This is a genomic window from Nocardia sp. NPDC051756, from assembly GCF_040681495.1.
In the GTDB taxonomy this organism is placed as follows: Bacteria; Actinomycetota; Actinomycetes; order Mycobacteriales; family Mycobacteriaceae; genus Nocardia.
The window spans coordinates 1,148,226-1,166,362 of the sequence record NZ_JBFAYV010000001.1; the positions used below are offsets into that span (position 1 = coordinate 1,148,226).

Here is an 18,137-nt window from a genome sequence, read left to right on the forward strand (position 1 = left end):
CCCCGGTGAAAACCGGGGCTGATCTGGTACTACGGTGGTGCGCGATACTGGGATTGAACCAGTGACCTCTTCCGTGTCAGGGAAGCGCTCTCCCGCTGAGCTAATCGCGCGAGGTGGAGACGGGAATCGAACCCGTGTGCACGGCTTTGCAGGCCGTTGCCTCACCACTCGGCCACTCCACCGTGCGAAGGGGGACGGCTAAACTAATTTCGCCTGGCCCTACCTCTTCCGAGCGGATGACGGGATTCGAACCCGCGACCCTCACCTTGGCAAGGTGATGCGCTACCACTGCGCTACATCCGCATTCTGCATCTCGGTGACCGTTGTGGCCTCCGTGGTGCGAGACAGAACATTAGCGGACGCCCGGTGAAAGCTACAAATCCGCTGGTAGAACGGGGGAAATCGGCGAGGTTGCCAGTGTGGCAGAGGTGGCCGGTGAGGTTCGGGAGGATTCCGGCCCCTCCCGACGAGGCCGGCAGGAGAGCGCACCACCCCAAACCCCTCCCACCGAGACACCCTGCCGCCCACCACCTTCCGCCCCTGTCCGGGTGGCGATTTGGTGAACCGCCGGTGCCGCATGCTAATGTTCCATCTCGTTCGGAGGGCACCAACCCGCCCCCCGACCCGCCACCATGTGGCACGAGTTCAGGTCCCATAGCTCAGCGGGAGAGCGTCCGCCTCACACGCGGAAGGTCGCTGGTTCGAAACCAGCTGGGACCACTTTCAAAAACAACCCCTGACCTGCATCGCAAGGTCGGGGGTTGTTTCGTTTCGCCTGTCTGATTCCCGCGCGTGTGGCCTAAGGTGTGGCCTAGCGCGAAAAACTGGTGCGTCCGCTACGCCCCCTTCCGGGGAAGTGCACCGCGGATCTCGGCCGCGCTCGCGGCGTCGCCGTTGGCCTCCAGCTGGAACACCGCAACCGTCAGCCACTGGCGCAGATCGCACACCGTCTCTTGTAACTGGTCCACGTTCTCGTCTGGCCGCGCGACTCGGTCCTTCGGAGTTCTCACCGCGGAGGTTCATGGCACCTGGCGGCCGACGTCGGCGGCCTGCGCACCGATCTCCGCTGTTGCCTGCCCGTAGTTCGCCTGCCGATTCCGCCTCCGAATATGTTCCGCGGCAGTGATTTCGATATCGATTCGCCGATGAAGTAGTGGACGACTCCTGCGTACTTCGCGGCGACGGTTTGTTGTTGTCAGTCGTTCAGCCGATGGTCGCGTCGAGTTCCGGTCGCCAGACTGGTGTGCCAGGAGCGCTGGTAATCCGCCGCCAGGAGTCTGCGACAGAGGAGTTGCGGTGCACGAGTCGATGAGCTGTGTTGGCCGGGCGGCATATTCGTCCGCCAGGCGCGGCGATCGGCACCGGCGACCGGAAAACGCGGAAGCTCAGGGGCTCGATGAGCAGTAGCGCGATACAGGCCGCTGAAAATACCTCGCACCGAATGGTATTTGCCCGGCGTTTAACCATCCCTGGGCTGGGAGCTTCCGCGAGTTCGCGGGCAAGAGAGCGTGCGCACGAACAATTCCGAGTCGCCAACGAGCGAATCAAAACGCTCAGAAGCATCCTCGAGAAACGTGAGAGTGCCGCCGTCACGGACGAGACGATTCGACATTATCGAGCTCAGTCCAGTCATGAAATACGTCGCCACGCCATCGCATTGGTGAAATGCTCACGAGTGCTGGAAATCGGTCTGCTGCTGTGGGCTCTGGTGCCGGCGGCGTTTGCGGCCTCGATGAGTTTCGTGCTTCGGCACGAAGCGTCTCCAGGTTTCATGCTCTTACTGTTTCTCTTGACATTTGTGGGATACAGTTACGGTGGGGTTGCGCCCGCCTACTCGCCTCGATTGAAGGTGCATCTGCGCGGCTCACATTTTCTCCAGGCAATATTTGCGGCCGCCGCCACAGCCGCAATAGCCTTTCCGATATTCTGGTCTGGATTCTCTGTGCGCAAATTGACCGGAATCGAATCGGGACGGATCGAATTCTTGTTCCTCTTCGTACTCGGCGTAGGGTTCTGGGTCTCGTCAGCCCTGTTCAGAACTCTGGATATGGCATTGAGATCGCTGGAGAAGTCCGCGTCGGCAACTGAAATGCCGATATCGGTGAACAAACATCTGCTCGACGCGTGCATCCTGCTCAGATCGGCACGGCCCTTTTCGTCCGATTCGAAGAAGCGTGAGCTGATCAAGATGCTGTATACCGCGTCGGACAATATACGCAGGATTTCTCCGGAGAATCTCGGCGTGCTGGATGCGGCCGCTCGAGCCATTATCCTCGGCCGCTGCCATCAGGCCGCTTATGTCATCCGTACATACGCGGTCTGGGTGGCACTTCCCGGTCGGGTTACCGGCACGGAGTTGATGATACAGATAGAGTCCACAATCGGAGCAATTTCTCTCGGTCATTACGACGAGTTGCCCACCGGAGACGAAGCTCCGGCACCTTCCGGCCCGATAATGCTGAAGAGCATCGCACGATTTGTCGGCAGTCTACTCAGCGGACTGGTACCCCTGGCGCTACTCCTCGGGGTACAGGCGCTGGGCGTGCAAATCAATGGGAGCATGCTCACCACCGGTGCAGTGATCATTGCCGTCGGATGGCTCGCCATCGTCATTATCAGCGCGCTCGACCGAGACTATCCGACACGGCTGAAGGCCGTTCAGGAACTGCTCGCGGCACTCCGGGATAACTCCAAATCTTGAGCGTCGGCAGATACTCCACGCCGTAGTCAACCGGCTGGGTCGGCCAACTGCCCCCGGAACCGGCGAGCATGGCACGGGCTGTGACGGTCTCTGATGATCCGGTCCGTGAACGCGCCGCGATCACCGCCACCCGATGCCCGGCCGGCCACGGCAGTCGCCGGAGAACGGCTGCGGTGAGCTCGTGATTCGGCTCGATGACCAGGTGACCGAGCTCAACCGGAGCACAGTTCGAGGTCGTGTGGCATCACTGTCGCACTGTCCTGGCCCAGGACCAGGCATCGCAGATCCACGTCGTGGACCAGGATCCGGGGGCGTTCGAACAGTATCGCGCCGACCGCGACCAGGAAGGTTCGGATCACGGAGTCGCTGCCCTTTTTCATTTTCGGGGATTGGTAGAGCAGGAATCGTGCCTGCTGCCATGCGGCCACATCGCCGAATTCCGCGCCGGCGAGTAAATCGATTGCGCAGGAGAAGATTTCGGATCGCGCGGCGTTGTCGGCGGTGACGGCGTAGATCGGATCGCCGCCGGTTTCGATGTGTCGGGTGTCCCCGCCGCGCCGCGCGACACGGGCGACCAGGTCGCAGGCGATGTCTCGCGCGGCCGCCCCGCGTACCAATCTGTTTCCGACGACGGTGCTGCCGTCCGGCAACCGGACAGGATTGTTCAGTACATCTCCGGTGAGCCCGCTGTGCGCGAAACGGGATTCTGCCGCTTTTCCGTACTCGAGCATGATGCGATACGCCGGAGTGATTTCACCCCCGGTGAACACGCGACCCGTCTCGTTCCATACGCAGTTCGCTCGAAGCCGCCCGACTCGGCCGATGCGGTCATAGTTCGGTCCGTGCTCGTCGATCGTCGCGCGGAATCGCTCCGGGTCCATCGGAATGCCGATGCCGATCTGGATGGGCGAGACCTGGGCGAGCCGATATCGCCATTGCATCAAATACCTATAAGCGCCGAGCAACGCCTGCACCCGCCGTGGTTTCGTGCTGAACTCGTGCCACTCCGCGGAAAGGGTGTGGTAGATCAACTGAGCTGCGGATGCCTGTAGTTCGGCGAATTTCCGCACTCGCCTCAACTCGTCGTCGTTCGTGGAGCAGAGGGCAAGATGTGGCGTCGGGAAACTATCCAGCCCGATGACACATTTATTCGACTTCAACATCACTCCTCTATCGATCACCGAAAGTTCCCCGGGACACGAGATCGCCGGTGAACTAGCGCATTCGGATCGCCGCAATCCGATAGCCGACGACCAACACGGTCAGCACCACCGGAATGGCGGCCACGCTGGGCGTGAGGGCCGCTCGGGCGAATCTGCGGAACGGCTGCCTGGAATCCGGCAACATTTCGAAAATATCGGGCGCGGGGCGATCCGGCTCCCGTACTTGCCGGGCCACCGCGGCGAAGAGTTCACGGTAGCGTCGTTCCACGCTCAAGTAATAGGCGTCCAGCCCCCAGAAGAGCCAGGCCGGCGCCAGTGTGAACAGGATCAGTCCGGAGGTATTTCGATCCTGAGTGGTCAGGAACGCGAAGATTATCGAGACGAGTGTCACCGACCAGCCACGTACGGTGAACGACTGTTGACTCAGCCGGGCGATGACGGTCTGTAGCATTTCGAGGTATTTGACACGATGCTCCGCACTCATTAATTATCTACCTTTCTCATATGCGCAATTCAAGGCTGCCCGGCTATGGCGCGCAACAACGCGGCTGCCGGGATATCGGGGGATGTCGACATGGATATAGGTGAGCGAAACCCGCCTATGCGGCGGACACATTAGACATCACCGCAGAGGCGCCCTGCCAGATGAAAACCGACCAGTCGCTTTGGGATTCGCCAGGGCAGCGAGCATGTGCGGTTGCGGCCCCATGTCGGACGGCGCAATTCGAATGCGATCGTGAACATATACCAGTACGCTCGCAGCAACAGATAGCATATTAATACTCAGGCACACGGGGGACGTGTGCGCAAGTCAGTCGAACGTCCGACTCCGGGCACTGTCGTGCCGGACGACCGGGCACTTTGGATACGAGTCAGCCATGAAATCCACGCGGTCAGACCCGGCGGTCGACTCTCGATTCGGCCAGGAGTTGCGCAAGCTCCGCCGGAAACGAGGTCTGACCCTCGACGAACTCGCCGACCTCGTCCACTACAGCAAAGGCCATCTCAGCAAGATCGAGAACGGCCTCGTGTCGCCGATCGCGCCGCTGACCCGAGTGTGCGACTCCGTCCTGTCTGCCGACGGCAGTCTCGTCGCCCTTGCCGCGACGGGTCCTCGCCCGAGCCCCACCCCGGACGTCCGGGGTGGGGAGGATTGGTCCCTGCGGTTGCGGTCCGACGGCTCCGGCGCCTTCGAGATCGGCGATACGCCTGGGCCGCCGGTTACCACCGTGCCCCCGATGGCCGGATTCTCCGCGGATCTGATCCCCGGGCTGGTGGCGGTGTTCGACCACACCCGCCGGCTGGGCCGGACCACCAGCCCGAGCATCGTGCTGCCGCTTGCGGTGACCCAGGCGCACGCCGCGACCACCGCGGCGCGGCAGAGTTCGCACCAGCACCGGCCACAACTGTTGCACCACGCCGCGCGCACGGCCGAGTTCGCCGGATGGATGGCTCAGGAGTGCGGCGACGACGTGGGGGCCGCGTGGTGGACCGAACACGCGGTCGGTCTCGCCACTGCCGCGGGGGACACCAGCATGACGAGCTACTCGCTCGTGCGTAAGGCCGTGCTGAGCCTGTACCGCGCCGACTCGTCGTCGACGGTCGGACTCACCGAGCAGGTGCTCGACAACAGTGCGATCAATCCGCGGATCCGCTGGCTCGCGGCACTCGGCGCGGCGCAGGGCTACGCCATCGGATCGGATCAGTCGAACGCGATGCGCGCGCTGGAGCGAGCGGCGGAACTCTGGGAGCACGCGCATCGCATGGGTGCCGACGATCATCTCGGGCCTTCGGCGTTGGACGGCCGCTCCCTGCTGATCGAGGCCTGGTGTCACTACGATCTCGGCAACCTCGAGGCAGCCGCCCGGCTCTTCGACGACGGAATGTCCAATGCCACCGGACAATCCGATCGCGATCGCGCGCGGTTCGGCACGCGGCAAGCGCTGGTCTACGCCGCGCTCGGCGATCCTGGCCGGGCATGTGAGCTGATCGAGCCGCTGCTCGGCATCATCCGCGCGGTCGACTCTGTGACCATCCGCTCCGACCTGCACGACTTCGCCCGGACGGTTCGCCGCTTCCGGGACCATCCGGTGCTGGATCGCGTCCAGCCCACGTTGATGGACACGCTGGCCAAACGCTGACCGCCGGTTGCCTGTTGCCGGTTCGAGCATGCAACAGGCAACCCCTGTCGCGGACCCGGCGCGGGCTGCATTCTGGAACAAACCGCCGAACCGGATTCATCTCGCGGGGAGTTGCCCAACGGATCGAGACTCGAATTATTGATGGGATCAATGCGCACCGTCCGCCGCCGACCGTTCGGAAGCAAAACTAAAACCGAACAGCCGGCAAAGTCGCTCGAATCGTTACGGGATATTCACCGATAGCCGTATGCGATTCTCGACCGAGCGCGGAGAATGGCGTGTCACATTCTTCGTTCCGATCGTTTCCAAGGAGCACCCCTTTTGAAGTCTATATTTCTGAGCTATCGCATAGCCGACAGCGCATTCGCGGTTACCGAGATTTCCAAGCAGATGGCCGCGCGGATCAGCCGCACCCACGTCTTTCGGGACGACGATTCGATCGAGCTCGGGGCATTATACGCCGATCGAATCCGGGCGGCGCTCGAAGATTGTGAAACGCTCGTCGCCATAATTGGACCGCACTGGCTCGAGGCCGCCGATGGCCACGGCAACCGCCGGATCGACAACGATCGAGACTGGGTCAGATTCGAAATCCGTACTGCGTACGAACGGGGTGTACCCGTAATACCGGTCTTGCTCGACGACACTCCGCTCCCGTCCCCCGGGCAGCTTCCCGTCGATATTCGGGCACTGGCGCAGTCGCAGTTCTGGAACATCAGGCATCGGACGCTGGACACGGACATCAGTGGGTTGATCGACCGGCTGGCGCCGGACAGTCGACCGCATGCCGGCGACAGCGACGCGTCGACGAAAGGTATTCACCCCACCCAGATCAACCGAGCGGACAAGGGAAGCAACGTCATCACCAACAATGGCCGGGACCAGGACGTCCGCATCGGCAACGCACGCCGAGGGAGGCTGTGATGACGCAACCGACCGGACCGGGCCAGAATCCGGGCCCCTCGAACCAGGTAAACAGTGCGAACAACAACAGTCAGGCCTTTGCGAATTATGGCAGAAATCAACGCGTACGAATAACCACGAATACGACACAACCGCACCCGCGGCGCGTCTGGGCGTGGATCGCCCTGGTGGGGTTGCTGGTCGCCGACGTCGGATATTCCATGTACGGACAATCCGCCTATACCGGGGTCTCGGAGGACTCCGGGGATCTGACGCGGGCCCTGATATTTTTCGTGCTCGTGATCATCACCGGCATAGTGCTTCGCGTCTGCGTCCGCGACGTGAAGCAGCGTTGGTTCTGACTCGGACCGGCCGAACGGTGCAGTGATCGACGGGCAGCCGGCCGCCGCGATAACCCGGACAACCGTCCGAAGTCGTTGCGGCGCCGGCTGATCCCGCGCGGCCTCAGCCATTCTGCTCGTTCGACGGATGTATGCCCAGGTATTCGGTCCGTGGTGACGCATGCGCGATATCTCCGAAGAAATGTTCATGATCAATACATCGAGATACGAAGAAGTTCATATGCCAGGCATGCCGAATATCAGCAAACGTCCCGTACTCACCACGCGTGAGCTCGAGGTCCTACTCACCTGGATCAGGTCGGACTCCAAGCCTGAGGCCGGTCGTCGATTGTTCATATCGCAAGGAACAATCAGCACCCATTTGTCGAGAATTCGGGAGAAGTACGCGGCGGCCGGTCGGCCGGCGCCGACCAAGGCGAGCCTGGTCGCCCGCGCGCTCCAGGACGCGCTGATCGATATCGACGATCTGTAGCCTGCCCCACCGATACCGCCCGGACCTGCTCGTCCGGGCCCGTATGTCCGTCGAATGCCCTACAGCCAAATCCACCGGCAATGGCTACGGTCGGTGCACGGGCAGTTCCCGACGCACGCCGGAAAACGAGACGAGAGCGGAAAAGTGACCCACCCAGAAAGCTGCGAGGCAGTGAGCTGCGCGGAAGCGCCGATCGGCGACTCGCATGATGCCGACCGCTTTCCGGCGCCCGGAAAGATCCTGCGAGACCTGACCGACGAGATCCGCCGTTTCAACGATCGATCAGAGGGCCTCGAGGCGATAAACAAACGAATGCACGAGCGCGTCGCGGTCCTCGAGGGCGACCTCCTGCGGGCGAGCTTGCGGCCGGTTATGAAGGCGCTCGCCGAACTCCACGGCGAATGCTTCCGTAACGTGCAGCATATTCGTGAGATCGGGGACACCGAGGCAACGCGCGCCACCGCCGAGGATTTCCTTACCTTCGCGGCGCGGGTCGAGGACATCCTCGAGGGACTCGGCGCTGTGACGATCGGCGTCGAGGCCGGCGATCCGTTCGACCGGCGAATCCATCAATCGTGCCGAACGGTGGGAACCGATGTCGAAGCGCAGCACGAACGGGTGAGCGAGATCTATCACCAGGGTTTTCGGAACATCACCTCGGACAAGCCGATCATCTACGCGAAAGTCTCGGTGTGGAAATACACCGAGAACTGATACCGCCACCCCTTTCGAACACAGAACGCAACGATCGGACCACCCGTGACTGACATTTTCGGCATCGATCTCGGCACCACCTTTTCCGCCATCGCCTACATCGACGATTTCGGGCAGCCGCTCGTGATCAACAACCCGGACGGTTTGCCGACGACGCCGTCCGCGGTGTACTTCGAACGCGAGACGAACCACATCGTCGTCGGTCACGAGGCGAAGAACGCGGCCAAGGTGGAGACGGAGCGTGTCGTCACCCTGATCAAGGCGTACATGGGCGAGAAGCACCCGCTCGAGTTCGACGGCCGGGAACACAGTCCCGAGTCGATATCCGCCCTGATTCTGCAGGCCCTCGTCAAATACGCCGAGGAGGGAACCGGGGTGAAGGCCGAGCGCGTGGTCATCACGGTGCCGGCGTATTTCGGCATCCGCGAGCGCGAAGCGACCAGGCAGGCCGGCGAGATCGCCGGTCTGGATGTGATCGGCATCGTCACCGAACCGGTGGCGGCCGCGCTCGCCTATGGCGTCAAACTCAGGGACCAGCGGAAGACGATTCTGATCTACGACCTGGGCGGCGGCACGTTCGACACCACGATTCTCAAGGTTTCCCCGGAGGCGCTCGAGGTGGTCGCGATCGACGGGAATCGCAAGCTCGGCGGCACGCACTGGGACGATCGGTTCGTCAGCCATATCAACGAAAAGTTCATCGCCGCGACCGGCATGAGTGACGATCCGATGGACGACGACTATTTCTCGCAGGGCCTCTACGAGGAGGCGGAGAAGGCGAAGATCTCGCTGTCCAAGAAGGAACGCGCGACGATCTCGTTGAAATACGGAGATCATCGCGCCAAGCTCGATATCACCCGCGATGAATTCGAGGAGCTGACCAGCGGGCTGATCCAGCAGACCAAGGACATCGTCGATCGCACGTTGGCCTCGGCCCGGGCGAAGGATCCCGGCGTCGCCATCGACGAGGTGCTCCTGGTCGGCGGCTCGTCCCAGATGCCCGCGGTCACGTCGATGCTCCGGCAACACTTTGGCTGGGAACCTCGGTTGTCCGATCCCAATCTCTCGGTGGCGAAAGGCGCCGCGATGTACGCGGCACTGTCCGAGCAGGAGCGCGGCTCGATCGACGGAAAGCCCACGGGTGCCGGCGGATTCGGGCTCGACGGACGGACTCGCACCAGCGAGCCACGGCGGATCACCAACGTGCTGCCCAAGGGGCTCGGCATCCAGTTCGTGGACGCCTCGGGCGCCGAGCCGGAGGTGTACATCGGCTTTCTCGCGCACAAGAACGACGAGCTGCCGCTGCAAGAAACCATCACGGCCTACACCTTCAGCCGAGATCAGACCGAGGTGACGATCAGGATCTTCGAGCAGGGCGGGGAGGTCGAATCCCGGCTGCCGTCCGACAACCGGGAGATCACCCCCGACGGCGGCGCCGTGATCAGCGACCTGCCGCCGTTGCCACAGGACTCGCCGATCCAGATCACCGTGTCGATCGACGCCGAGGGCCTGGCCAGCATCGAAGCGGTCGAGCCGCGGTCGGGTAAGCGACTCACGTTGAAGGTGAGCGTGAGCGTATTGCAGGCCGAGGACGTCGAATCGGCGAAGCAGATGATTCGGGAACTCGTGTTGGAGTCTTAGTTCAGTGGATGCCTCGACCTATAAGAGCACCGTCCTCATTCCGCTTCGCAAGGCCCACCTCACCGACCTGACCAACGGGATCGCGGAGCTGAACAACGGCGCCGATTTCCCGGTAAAGCTCGATCTGGCACTGGTGTACGCCATCGATCCGGGAATGAGCGACGCGCAGGTCGCGGAGCGCGTCCGCGACGTCCGGCTGTGGTGGAACGTCAATATGCAGCGCAGCAATGTCAAAGAGGTGGCCAAGTTCTGTAGCAACCTCGATGGCCTGCTCGCGGAGAAGCACCGAGATCTGGCGAGCGCGGGCTTCTGGCAGAAATGGCGCTCGCAACGCACGCAGCAGTCGCGAACTGCCCTCGCCGAAGTCGCCAAGCTGCTCGAGCACCAGTACCGCGATTTCGGCGTCGTCACCCTCGCCCAGGTGAAGGCCGCCGCGGCCACCGACGGCCTGCTGAGCAGGCTGTCCGATACCGACCTGACCGCCTGTCTCGAGTCATCGGTCGCGCTGACCCTCGTCGACGAGTTCACCGAACCGGAGGCGGGGCTGCCGGCCACCGTTCGCCGCGAATGGAATTCGACGGTCAACCTCCGGACCGTGCTGGACGCGGTCTTCTTCGAGACTCCACCGGAGAACTTCCGGCTGATCGGCGGTTTCGCCTGCTCGGGCCTGCGCCCGCCCGACCCGGGGACCCTCCGGCAGGCCCTGGACGCGTGCGACAAGCGGGCGGGCACTGAGGTCGAGGCGGTCAAAAAGCTGCTGCACGCCCTGCGGGACGCGCAGACGAAAGGGCTCGATCCAGCCGAACTCGCGCTCGTGCAACTGATCGAGCTCGCCAGGGAGGTCCTGCAGGGCGGCATCGCCCTGCTCGCCATCCAAGCGCTCGCGGACAAGGGACTCGATCGGATCGATGCCGCCCGCATCGTCATGCACTGCGTCGATGCGTCGGCCACCCGGAGCGGTCGCGACACCCCCGATCGCGTGATCGAACTGCTGACCGAGGGAAAACTGCGCGGTGCGCGTGCGCTGTATTCGGCACTGTCCAATGTGGAGGCGCACGCGGGTACCGAGGCCATGGACAAGGCCTTGGATGCGCTCACCAAGACCGAGCAACAGGTTTCGCGACTACGCGCCGAGGCCGAGCAAGCGTTGCACGACGGCCGGATCACCGCGGCCACCGAGCTGCTCGCGCAGGCCGGCGCACTGGCAGACGATGACGATTCGCTGGCCCGGCTGATCGCATCGCTGCCGCCCGCACCCCCGAGTGCGCTCAATCTCGCGCCCGATTTCCCGCCGGCGGTGCCGGAGCAGAGCGTTCGCATCTTCTGGCCGAAGAGTTCCGGCGCCGACGAGACCACGGTGTACGAGGTCGTGCGGAAGGCGGGTTCCGCGCCCCGGGATATCCGCGACGGTGTCGCGATCTCGGCCACTCCGTCGACCGAGGTCGTCGATTCCGGCGCCCCGGTGGCCGAACGCCTGTGGTACGGCGTCGCCGCCCGCCGAGGCGGCGAGGCGTCACCGGTGACCACCGCCGAGATCGTGTTGCTGCCACCGGTGCGCGATGTCGTGGTGACCACCGATCCGACGAGCATCGGCGTGCAGTGGATCTCGCCGGTCGGCGCGGCCCGCACCGCGGTTGTCCGCACCGACCCCGACGGCAGGCAGCGCACGCTGTCGCCGCGCGCGTCGAATTCCTTTGTCGCCGAGGGCTTGCGGACGTCGGAAACCTACACCTTCGATCTCACCGCCGAGTACATCGGCGCCAACGGGGAGGCGCTGGCCGCGGCGCCCGTCCGGGTGCGCGCGGTGCCCCGGCTGAAGGCCGCTCCGGTCACCGAGCTCAGCGTTCGTCCCGTCCGCTTCGTCGACGCGCGGGCCGAGGTGGTCGCGGAGTGGACCGCGAAGGCGGGCACGGATATCGAGGTCTGGCGCTTTCCGAGCAGCCCGGGCTGGGCCTTCGGCTCCACCGTCGAATACTCCGCGTTGACCGCCGCCGGCGGGTCGAGGTTGCCGGGTGTGCTGCGCCGCGACGGCGACCTGGAGCGGCTGACCGGCACCGTGCCGGCGGGCCTGTGCCACTATCTCGCGATCACGCCGGACCAGTCGGCCGCGCTGGTGGGGCGGTCGGCCTCGCTGGCCGTCTGCGAACCGGTGACCGAGCCTCGCGTCGAACGCTTCGGCGATCAGGCCGTCGTCAGTTGGCTGTGGCCGCGCGCCGACTACCGCGTCGAAGCGGTGTGGTCGGCCGGCACCCACCGGGGAAGCGCCCGGATAAGCCGGCCCGAGTACATCCGCAATGGCGGAATGCGCATTTCCGTCGGTCCCGGTGCGGTGCAGATCCGGCTCGCGAGCATCGTGGAGTCCGCGGAAGGACGCTGGTCGTCCCCGGAAGTGTTGCTACAGCTGAGCGGAGCGACCCTGACCGCCAGATACCGCATGCTGTGGCCGCCGCGGCTGATCGGCCGTGGCCCACTGCAGATCGAGTTCACCGCCGACACCGAGACCCGCGGTGCCGTTGTCGTCGTCCATGCCGAAAGTGGCGCCTATCTACCGCAGCGCATGTCCGAAAACTGTGTGGTGCAGCGCATTCCGCTCGACATACCGATGGGTGAACCGCAGATCGTGCCGGTGCCGCTGCCCAAATTGCCGAAACCGTTCTGGGTGCGGTGTTTTGCCGAGGCACCGGAGACGCTCACCCTCGCCGACCCGCCGTCCGACACTTTGAAAGGCCGCTGATGGTGCTCGCACACCTCACCGGGAAAGCAGCCTGCCCGTACTGCTATCACCGAATTCAACTGAACAGCATCATGTTTCGATGCAGCGGCCGACCGGCGCCGGGAATGACGGCCTGCCAGCCCGAGGTCGATCGGGAGCGGGTTCGCCAGCTGCACGACTCGACGCCGGTGCAACTCGCGTTCCCCTCACCGCACAAGTTGTTCCGCTCCGGCCAGCGCGCTCGCTGCCCGAAGTGCGCGGGAAACGCGGGAACCCGGGTGTGCCCGGCGTGCCGATCGGTTCTGCCGTCGGCATTCGGCTCGGGCAGTCCGATGTTCGGCATGGTCGGTACTCGATCCGCGGGCAAGACCGTCTATCTCACGGTGCTCGTGAGCGAACTCCAGGAACCCACCCGCCGAAGATTCGGCGCGGCAACGTATTTCGTCGGCGAATCGCCGATGATCAACGATGTCCGCGCCTGGCGGCACGGTATGGATGAAGGCAAGCTGCCCGAACTGACCGCGCGCGCGTCGGTGGACCAGGCACGGACGCCGGTGGTCATCGACTGGCAGCAGGAACGGCGCAACGGCGTCGGTATCCGGCGGATCGCCTCGACGGCGCTGTCGTTCTACGACACAGCCGGCGAGGATCTGGAGACCACGGGTTCGGCCACGGATCAGCAGTACCTGGCCGCCGCGGACGGCTTGATCGTGGTCATCGATCCGTTTCAGATCGCCGGTAATGCCAAGCGGGCCGCGGCTCGCGGCGTGGCGGATCGATACGATCCCGACCATCCGGTCCAGGTGCTGTCGAACGTCACCGAGATGCTCCGGGCGGCCGACGGAGTCCGGCACAACCGAAAGATCGCCCGCCCGCTCGCGGTCGCGGTGACGAAGATCGATGCCTTCTACGATCAAATCCCGCCGGACAGCCCGATCCGCAGGCCGTCACCGTCGGCTCCGCATTTCGACGACGACGACTCGCGCGACATCCATCAGCACGTCGCCGGACTCATCGACGAATGGGGTGGCGACGACGTCCTCCGGCACCTGGAGTTGAACTACCGGACCTTCCGGCTCTTCGCGGTCTCGGCGCTCGGCGCGGAACCGGATTATCGAACGGGCTCCACCGACGTTCGCGGTGTGCGCCCGCACCGGGTGAGCGAACCGCTGCTGTGGCTCATGGCCAACCGGGGCATCGTCGATACCGGCAAGGGGCAATAGGCAATGGCGTTCAGTTCACTGCTGTACACAGAATGCCGAGCAGACCATTCGGTGCACGGCCGGGAAGGCATGCAGTTCCAAGCCGAGAGCCCGGATTCCACGCCGGAGATGGAACAGGCCGTGCTGGCCCACCTGCTCTATCGGCCGAGCCCGAAACTGATGGCGGCCAGCACCCCGGTCGACGCGCATCCATTGTCGTTCACCTACAACAGAGTTCGCGGACGCTATTACATCGCGGTCGGCCGATACGCGGGCCGGGACAGTCGTGGGCGCGAGGGAAATCAGCTTACCCACTGCCTGGTGACCGACGACCCGGACGACATCCGTCCGTCCCGCCCGGCTCAGCTGTTCCGCTCCGACGCCTGGCGCGCGCGGCCGGCCGAATCGCTGCGGCTGGATACGGTGGCCGCGCCGCTGCATGTCGCCGAGGACTATCAGCCCGCCGCGCTGCATGCCATGGCCTGCGCGCAGCCGGATATCGAGGAGTTCCTGCCGAAGCTGCTGACCGCCTTCGAGGAGGCGGCCGGGGCACAACGGAAGAAGATCGTCGTCTCGGCGACCGATGTCCATCAGGCCATCCGGTGGATCGCGCTGGGCAGCCTGTTCCTGGACATCGGCGCCGTACTCGATCTGTCGTTCCGGGTCTTCACCGAAACGCCGCTCGCGGATGACATCTCGATCGCGGTGTTCCATCCCGAGTTGACCCGCGCGGCGCCGGCGATCGAACAACTCCCGCCGGCGCTCAACGGGGTAGACCTGGCTTCGTTCCGCACGTCCGGCATCACGCCGTCGGAAACCGCCGTCACCTATTCGCGCTGGTTCCTCGAGTACGACGCGTTCGACTCGCTCGAGGCGATCGAGCTCGGACGCCGCTGGCAGCCGCATCTCAGCTCGCCGGACACCGCGACCACGCTGGCCGGAATCGTCTGCCTCGAGCTGCCGATCGGTGCGGCGGCCGATGCCTCGATCATCGCCGAGGCACTCGCGAGTATCGCCGAGCACGAGCCGGACGACATGGAGGAGTACGGCAGTGCGCTGGCCGAGACCGTCCTGACGATCCGTCCGGCCGCCTCGGACGACCCGGGCGCGCTGCACCGCGCGGTTACCGTGCTCCGCCGACGCCGCCAGCACGACGCCGCCGAGGCGCTGACCCTGGCCATGCTCGAGGGCGCCCGGCTCTACCCCGATACCTACGGTGTGCGATGGGCGGAGTCGATCGCGAAAACCGAGGCCGGCGACGCCGTCCGGGCGCGATGGATGAGCGCCGAAGCGCAGCAGCGTGCCATGCAACTGTTGCTCGAGACACTCGACAGCGCACGGGATCTGTCGCTCGCCTCGCTGTTCACCATCATTCCGACACTCGGCCTCGGAGTTCGCTGGACCGCCGTGTGCGGGCCGGGGGAGCGGCTGGTGCACTACTGGGCCAGCTATCCGGACGCTATTTCCGACAGCGGTCGCACCGCGTTCTATGCCGAGATCGAGTCGTTGCTCTGGCAGGAATTGGAGTCGCGCATCCGCGCCCAGGACGGCGCCCTGCACAGTGCGATGATGTCCGGTCGATGGGACTGGCTCCGGTCGCACGCGGATCGATACGGCTCTTCGTCGTCCGTCGTTACTGCGGCACTCGCCGCCGCCGCGGTGGCCTCGGCGCCGTATGCGCGGCGCGGCGCGGTCTTGGCCGAATATCTGCACAACGCCACGGCGCCGGAGTGGACGCTGTTCTTCACCGCGGCGCGGCCGGCCGATCCGGCCTTGCTCGGCGTATGGATCTCCGCCGATCCGGCCGCGCTACGCGATCCCGCCTTCGCCGGCCTCGTCGAATCGGCGATCGACGACGAGCTTTCCCGCGATACCGTCGTGCTGCTCGAGCACATCCGCCTGTTCCAGAATCTGCCGCCGGCCCTTGCCGATATCGCCGGGGAATACGTTCGCGCACAACAGGTCTTGGCGGCGCTCTACCAACAGCGATTCGAACTTCCCAGCCCCGCGATCGGCAGCCTGGAGACCGTCGATCGGCGGTTTCGGGATTACTTCCGCCACACCATCGCCGATCATCTGATGCAGCAGGACGACCTGGCCGGCGTCAGCCGGTATCTGACCGCAACCCGCTCCCACAATCTGCGAGTCGAGTTCTACCGGAGCGTGATCGCGCACCTGCAACGCGATCTCCGGGGATTCGCCCCGCGGCTGCTCTATCTCTACGGGTCGAGCGATGTGCTGGCTTGGATGCAAAACGAGGTACTGCGCGCGTTCGCCGACTGGATTCGTAACGGCAACAACAAGAAACGGGCAATCGAGGCGGCCGATGTCCTCGACCGGCGCAGCCGGCCACTGTGGGGGCAGCTCGTGGAAGAAATGTCCGAAACCGAACCGGGCCCCACGCGGCAGTCCCGCAAAATCTTGTCGATCCGCAAATTCAGGAAGGACAAACACTGATGGCGGACAGCAGCGAGGCGGCCGGCGCCGTCATCGCCGGAGTGATCGGCGTCGTCCTGGCGGTCATGGCGATCTGGATCGCGCTGACGACCACTCTGCGCATCTTCTCGTATTTGATTCTCCTCTATTATCCGCTGGTCACAGTGCTCGCCCTGGTGGCGGGGATGGCCTGTGCCTCGGTCGTCATGGTGCGTGACTTTCTTACTGCGGGAAGCCGTACCGCCCGGACGCTGACCCCTGCCGACATCGCGGATCACGGATGGTTCGGCAGGCCGCCCCGGGGGGAGTCCCGATACTTCGGCTGGGATCGGGCCTGGCCCCGTTACCTCCCCTTTCAAGCGCGGCGTGACATCGCGGACGCGGCGAACGCGGCCGCGAAATTTCTGACCAGCAACTCACAGCGGGTGCGGTCCGAGTGCCGAACTCCGGTGCGCGGCGGCCTCTACGTGGTCCTCGGCGTCCTGCCGCATGCCGTGTTCGCACTCTCCTTCACGGCGTTCACCGCGTTCATCGTGCTCGTGTGTGCCGCGTTCGTGCTGACCGGCTGGCTGCTGCAATTCGTCGCGATCGAGCTGCTCCGCGCGGCGGACGCGGTGATACGCCGGGTATTCCGGCTGTCGATCAGGTGTGTCAAATGCTATGGGGTGACGCCATTGCCGAGCTATCGGTGCACCGATTGTTCGATCGTGCATCGCGATCTGCGGCCGAGCAGGCTCGGCGTGCTGTGGCACCGCTGCGAATGCTCGGCGGTGCTGCCGACCATGGTGACCCGGGCTTCCGGCTGGGCCCTGCGGAAGAACATCGTCTGCCCACGGTGCGATCACGGCATGCCCGAGGGCACCGGCAGCAGGCAAACGATCCAGGTACCCACCTTCGGCGCGGTCGGCGTCGGTAAGACCCGGCTGTTGTTCGCGGCCGCGATCGGCCTGTACGACGTGTACGCCACCGACACCAACCGGATCACGCCGCTCGACGACCACTCCAGCGCCGAACTCGAAAGCGCCAGGAAGGTGATCGACACGCGTCAGCACACCGTCAAGACCGCGCACGGACCGAGTCCGGAAGCCCTGGCGATCCTGGTCGAACCAGTGAAGGGGCGCCCGTTCGAGCTGCACCTGCTCGATGCCGCGGGCGAGCACTTCTCGATCAAGGACGGCGCCGCGTCGTTGCATTATCTGCATTCGGCCGAAACCCTCCTGTTCGTCGTCGATCCGTTTTCGACCGATGAATTGCGGGCCGCCTTCCCGGATCCGGACGCCGCCGGTCTCGTGGTGGGTACCAGCAATCCGGAGGATTCGTACTCGATCACCATCGAGTTGCTGCGCTCCGCGGGTCTGCGGACGACGAAACGCTCACTCGGCATCGTGGTGACGAAGGTAGACGACCTACGCCGGCTCGCCGTGGACGGCGGACTCGATCCCGGTGCGCCGGAATCGATCTCGAAATGGCTGGTCGACCGCGGTCTGGACAATCTGGTCACCCGCGCGCGACAGGATTTCAAACAGGTCCGCTATTTCCTGGCCGACTCGATGGAGCACTCCGTCCTCGACCCCTGCCATCCGATCCACATCCTGAACTGGCTGACCCAGCAGGTGCACGTGGACCTCATTCCGGTCCCCGCATCCGGTCCTCGGCCGGTCTTCCAAGCCCAACCGTCCTGAACGAATG

15 protein-coding genes and 4 tRNA genes are annotated in these 18,137 nt (G+C 64.5%); 12 read left to right on the forward strand and 7 right to left on the reverse strand.

Features of this window, described 5'->3' with window-relative positions; all coding sequences use genetic code 11:
• Positions 1-35 precede the first annotated feature (35 nt).
• The 3 genes from AB0M22_RS05685 to AB0M22_RS05695 form a co-directional block, all read right to left on the reverse strand.
• A tRNA-Val gene (locus tag AB0M22_RS05685) sits at positions 36-110 on the reverse strand.
• Position 111: 1 nt separating this feature from the next.
• Positions 112-182, reverse strand: a tRNA-Cys gene (locus AB0M22_RS05690).
• Positions 183-231: 49 nt separating this feature from the next.
• Positions 232-303: transfer RNA gene (locus AB0M22_RS05695), tRNA-Gly, on the reverse strand.
• A 345-nt stretch (positions 304-648) separates the two neighbouring features.
• On the opposite strand from AB0M22_RS05695, the gene AB0M22_RS05700 reads away from it, so the two are divergent.
• Positions 649-720 (forward strand) — tRNA-Val (locus tag AB0M22_RS05700).
• Positions 721-836: 116 nt separating this feature from the next.
• Here AB0M22_RS05700 and AB0M22_RS05705 read toward each other — a convergent pair.
• Positions 837-1,010 (reverse strand): hypothetical protein, encoded by a 174-nt coding sequence (locus AB0M22_RS05705; protein ID WP_364721458.1) that lies wholly within the window; start codon positions 1,008-1,010, stop codon positions 837-839.
• A gap of 308 nt (positions 1,011-1,318) precedes the next feature.
• Between AB0M22_RS05705 and AB0M22_RS05710 the strand changes: the two genes are divergently transcribed.
• Complete coding sequence (locus tag AB0M22_RS05710) at positions 1,319-2,701, forward strand: hypothetical protein (RefSeq protein ID WP_364721460.1); 1,383 nt, start codon at positions 1,319-1,321, stop codon at positions 2,699-2,701.
• A 212-nt stretch (positions 2,702-2,913) separates the two neighbouring features.
• Here AB0M22_RS05710 and AB0M22_RS05715 read toward each other — a convergent pair whose 3' ends face one another.
• On the reverse strand, positions 2,914-3,771 hold the full coding sequence (locus tag AB0M22_RS05715) for a hypothetical protein (protein ID WP_364721462.1): 858 nt from the start codon (positions 3,769-3,771) through the stop codon (positions 2,914-2,916).
• A 145-nt stretch (positions 3,772-3,916) separates the two neighbouring features.
• Positions 3,917-4,348, reverse strand: a complete 432-nt coding sequence (locus tag AB0M22_RS05720) for a hypothetical protein (protein ID WP_364721463.1) — start codon at positions 4,346-4,348, stop codon at positions 3,917-3,919.
• A 394-nt stretch (positions 4,349-4,742) separates the two neighbouring features.
• Between AB0M22_RS05720 and AB0M22_RS05725 the strand changes: the two genes are divergently transcribed.
• The 7 genes from AB0M22_RS05725 to AB0M22_RS05755 all read left to right on the forward strand — a co-directional run bounded on the left by AB0M22_RS05725 (position 4,743) and on the right by AB0M22_RS05755 (position 12,831).
• The gene (locus AB0M22_RS05725) at positions 4,743-6,005 is read left to right on the forward strand and encodes a helix-turn-helix transcriptional regulator (protein WP_364721465.1); all 1,263 of its coding nucleotides are present in this window, start codon (positions 4,743-4,745) and stop codon (positions 6,003-6,005) included.
• A 273-nt stretch (positions 6,006-6,278) separates the two neighbouring features.
• Positions 6,279-6,929, forward strand: a complete 651-nt coding sequence (locus tag AB0M22_RS05730; RefSeq protein ID WP_364721467.1) for a toll/interleukin-1 receptor domain-containing protein — start codon at positions 6,279-6,281, stop codon at positions 6,927-6,929.
• The gene (locus AB0M22_RS05735; protein WP_364721469.1) at positions 6,929-7,270 is read left to right on the forward strand and encodes a hypothetical protein; all 342 of its coding nucleotides are present in this window, start codon (positions 6,929-6,931) and stop codon (positions 7,268-7,270) included. The genes AB0M22_RS05730 and AB0M22_RS05735 overlap by 1 nt, the downstream gene beginning before the upstream one ends.
• Before the next feature lie 160 nt (positions 7,271-7,430).
• Complete coding sequence (locus tag AB0M22_RS05740; RefSeq protein ID WP_364721471.1) at positions 7,431-7,742, forward strand: LuxR C-terminal-related transcriptional regulator; 312 nt, start codon at positions 7,431-7,433, stop codon at positions 7,740-7,742.
• A 93-nt stretch (positions 7,743-7,835) separates the two neighbouring features.
• Positions 7,836-8,456 (forward strand): nucleotide exchange factor GrpE, encoded by a 621-nt coding sequence (gene grpE, locus AB0M22_RS05745; RefSeq protein WP_364721473.1) that lies wholly within the window; start codon positions 7,836-7,838, stop codon positions 8,454-8,456.
• Between the two features lie 45 nt (positions 8,457-8,501).
• Complete coding sequence (locus tag AB0M22_RS05750; protein WP_364721475.1) at positions 8,502-10,097, forward strand: Hsp70 family protein; 1,596 nt, start codon at positions 8,502-8,504, stop codon at positions 10,095-10,097.
• Between the two features lie 4 nt (positions 10,098-10,101).
• A complete protein-coding gene (locus AB0M22_RS05755; protein WP_364721477.1) occupies positions 10,102-12,831 on the forward strand; it encodes a fibronectin type III domain-containing protein in 2,730 nt (909 codons plus the stop codon).
• Between the two features lie 55 nt (positions 12,832-12,886).
• Here the strand turns inward: AB0M22_RS05755 and AB0M22_RS05760 are convergent, their stop codons facing one another.
• Entirely contained in the window at positions 12,887-13,153 is a 267-nt protein-coding gene (locus AB0M22_RS05760; protein WP_364721479.1) for a hypothetical protein, read from the reverse strand.
• Between AB0M22_RS05760 and AB0M22_RS05765 the strand changes: the two genes are divergently transcribed.
• The 3 genes from AB0M22_RS05765 to AB0M22_RS05775 are packed head-to-tail and all read left to right on the forward strand — an operon-like array spanning position 13,152 to position 18,130.
• Complete coding sequence (locus AB0M22_RS05765; RefSeq protein ID WP_364721481.1) at positions 13,152-14,033, forward strand: hypothetical protein; 882 nt, start codon at positions 13,152-13,154, stop codon at positions 14,031-14,033. The genes AB0M22_RS05760 and AB0M22_RS05765 overlap by 2 nt on opposite strands.
• A 3-nt stretch (positions 14,034-14,036) precedes the next feature.
• A complete protein-coding gene (locus tag AB0M22_RS05770) occupies positions 14,037-16,469 on the forward strand; it encodes a hypothetical protein (protein ID WP_364721483.1) in 2,433 nt (810 codons plus the stop codon).
• Positions 16,469-18,130 carry a hypothetical protein gene (locus AB0M22_RS05775; RefSeq protein WP_364721485.1) on the forward strand — a complete coding sequence of 554 codons (1,662 nt, stop codon included), beginning with the start codon at positions 16,469-16,471 and terminating at the stop codon, positions 18,128-18,130. The genes AB0M22_RS05770 and AB0M22_RS05775 overlap by 1 nt, the downstream gene beginning before the upstream one ends.
• Positions 18,131-18,137 lie beyond the last annotated feature (7 nt).

Bases quoted from the DNA above. Each gene is read 5' to 3' on its own strand.
- AB0M22_RS05720 (WP_364721463.1), bottom strand. From the start codon at position 4,348: ATGAGTGCGGAGCATCGTGTCAAATACCTCGAAATGCTACAGACCGTC.
- AB0M22_RS05725 (WP_364721465.1), top strand. From the start codon at position 4,743: ATGAAATCCACGCGGTCAGACCCGGCGGTCGACTCTCGATTCGGCCAG.
- AB0M22_RS05730 (WP_364721467.1), top strand. From the start codon at position 6,279: ATGGCGTGTCACATTCTTCGTTCCGATCGTTTCCAAGGAGCACCCCTT.
- AB0M22_RS05735 (WP_364721469.1), top strand. From the start codon at position 6,929: ATGACGCAACCGACCGGACCGGGCCAGAATCCGGGCCCCTCGAACCAG.
- AB0M22_RS05740 (WP_364721471.1), top strand. From the start codon at position 7,431: ATGCGCGATATCTCCGAAGAAATGTTCATGATCAATACATCGAGATAC.
- AB0M22_RS05765 (WP_364721481.1), top strand. From the start codon at position 13,152: ATGGTCGGTACTCGATCCGCGGGCAAGACCGTCTATCTCACGGTGCTC.
- AB0M22_RS05760 (WP_364721479.1), bottom strand. From the start codon at position 13,153: ATGCCGAACATCGGACTGCCCGAGCCGAATGCCGACGGCAGAACCGAT.
- AB0M22_RS05770 (WP_364721483.1), top strand. From the start codon at position 14,037: ATGGCGTTCAGTTCACTGCTGTACACAGAATGCCGAGCAGACCATTCG.
- AB0M22_RS05775 (WP_364721485.1), top strand. From the start codon at position 16,469: ATGGCGGACAGCAGCGAGGCGGCCGGCGCCGTCATCGCCGGAGTGATC.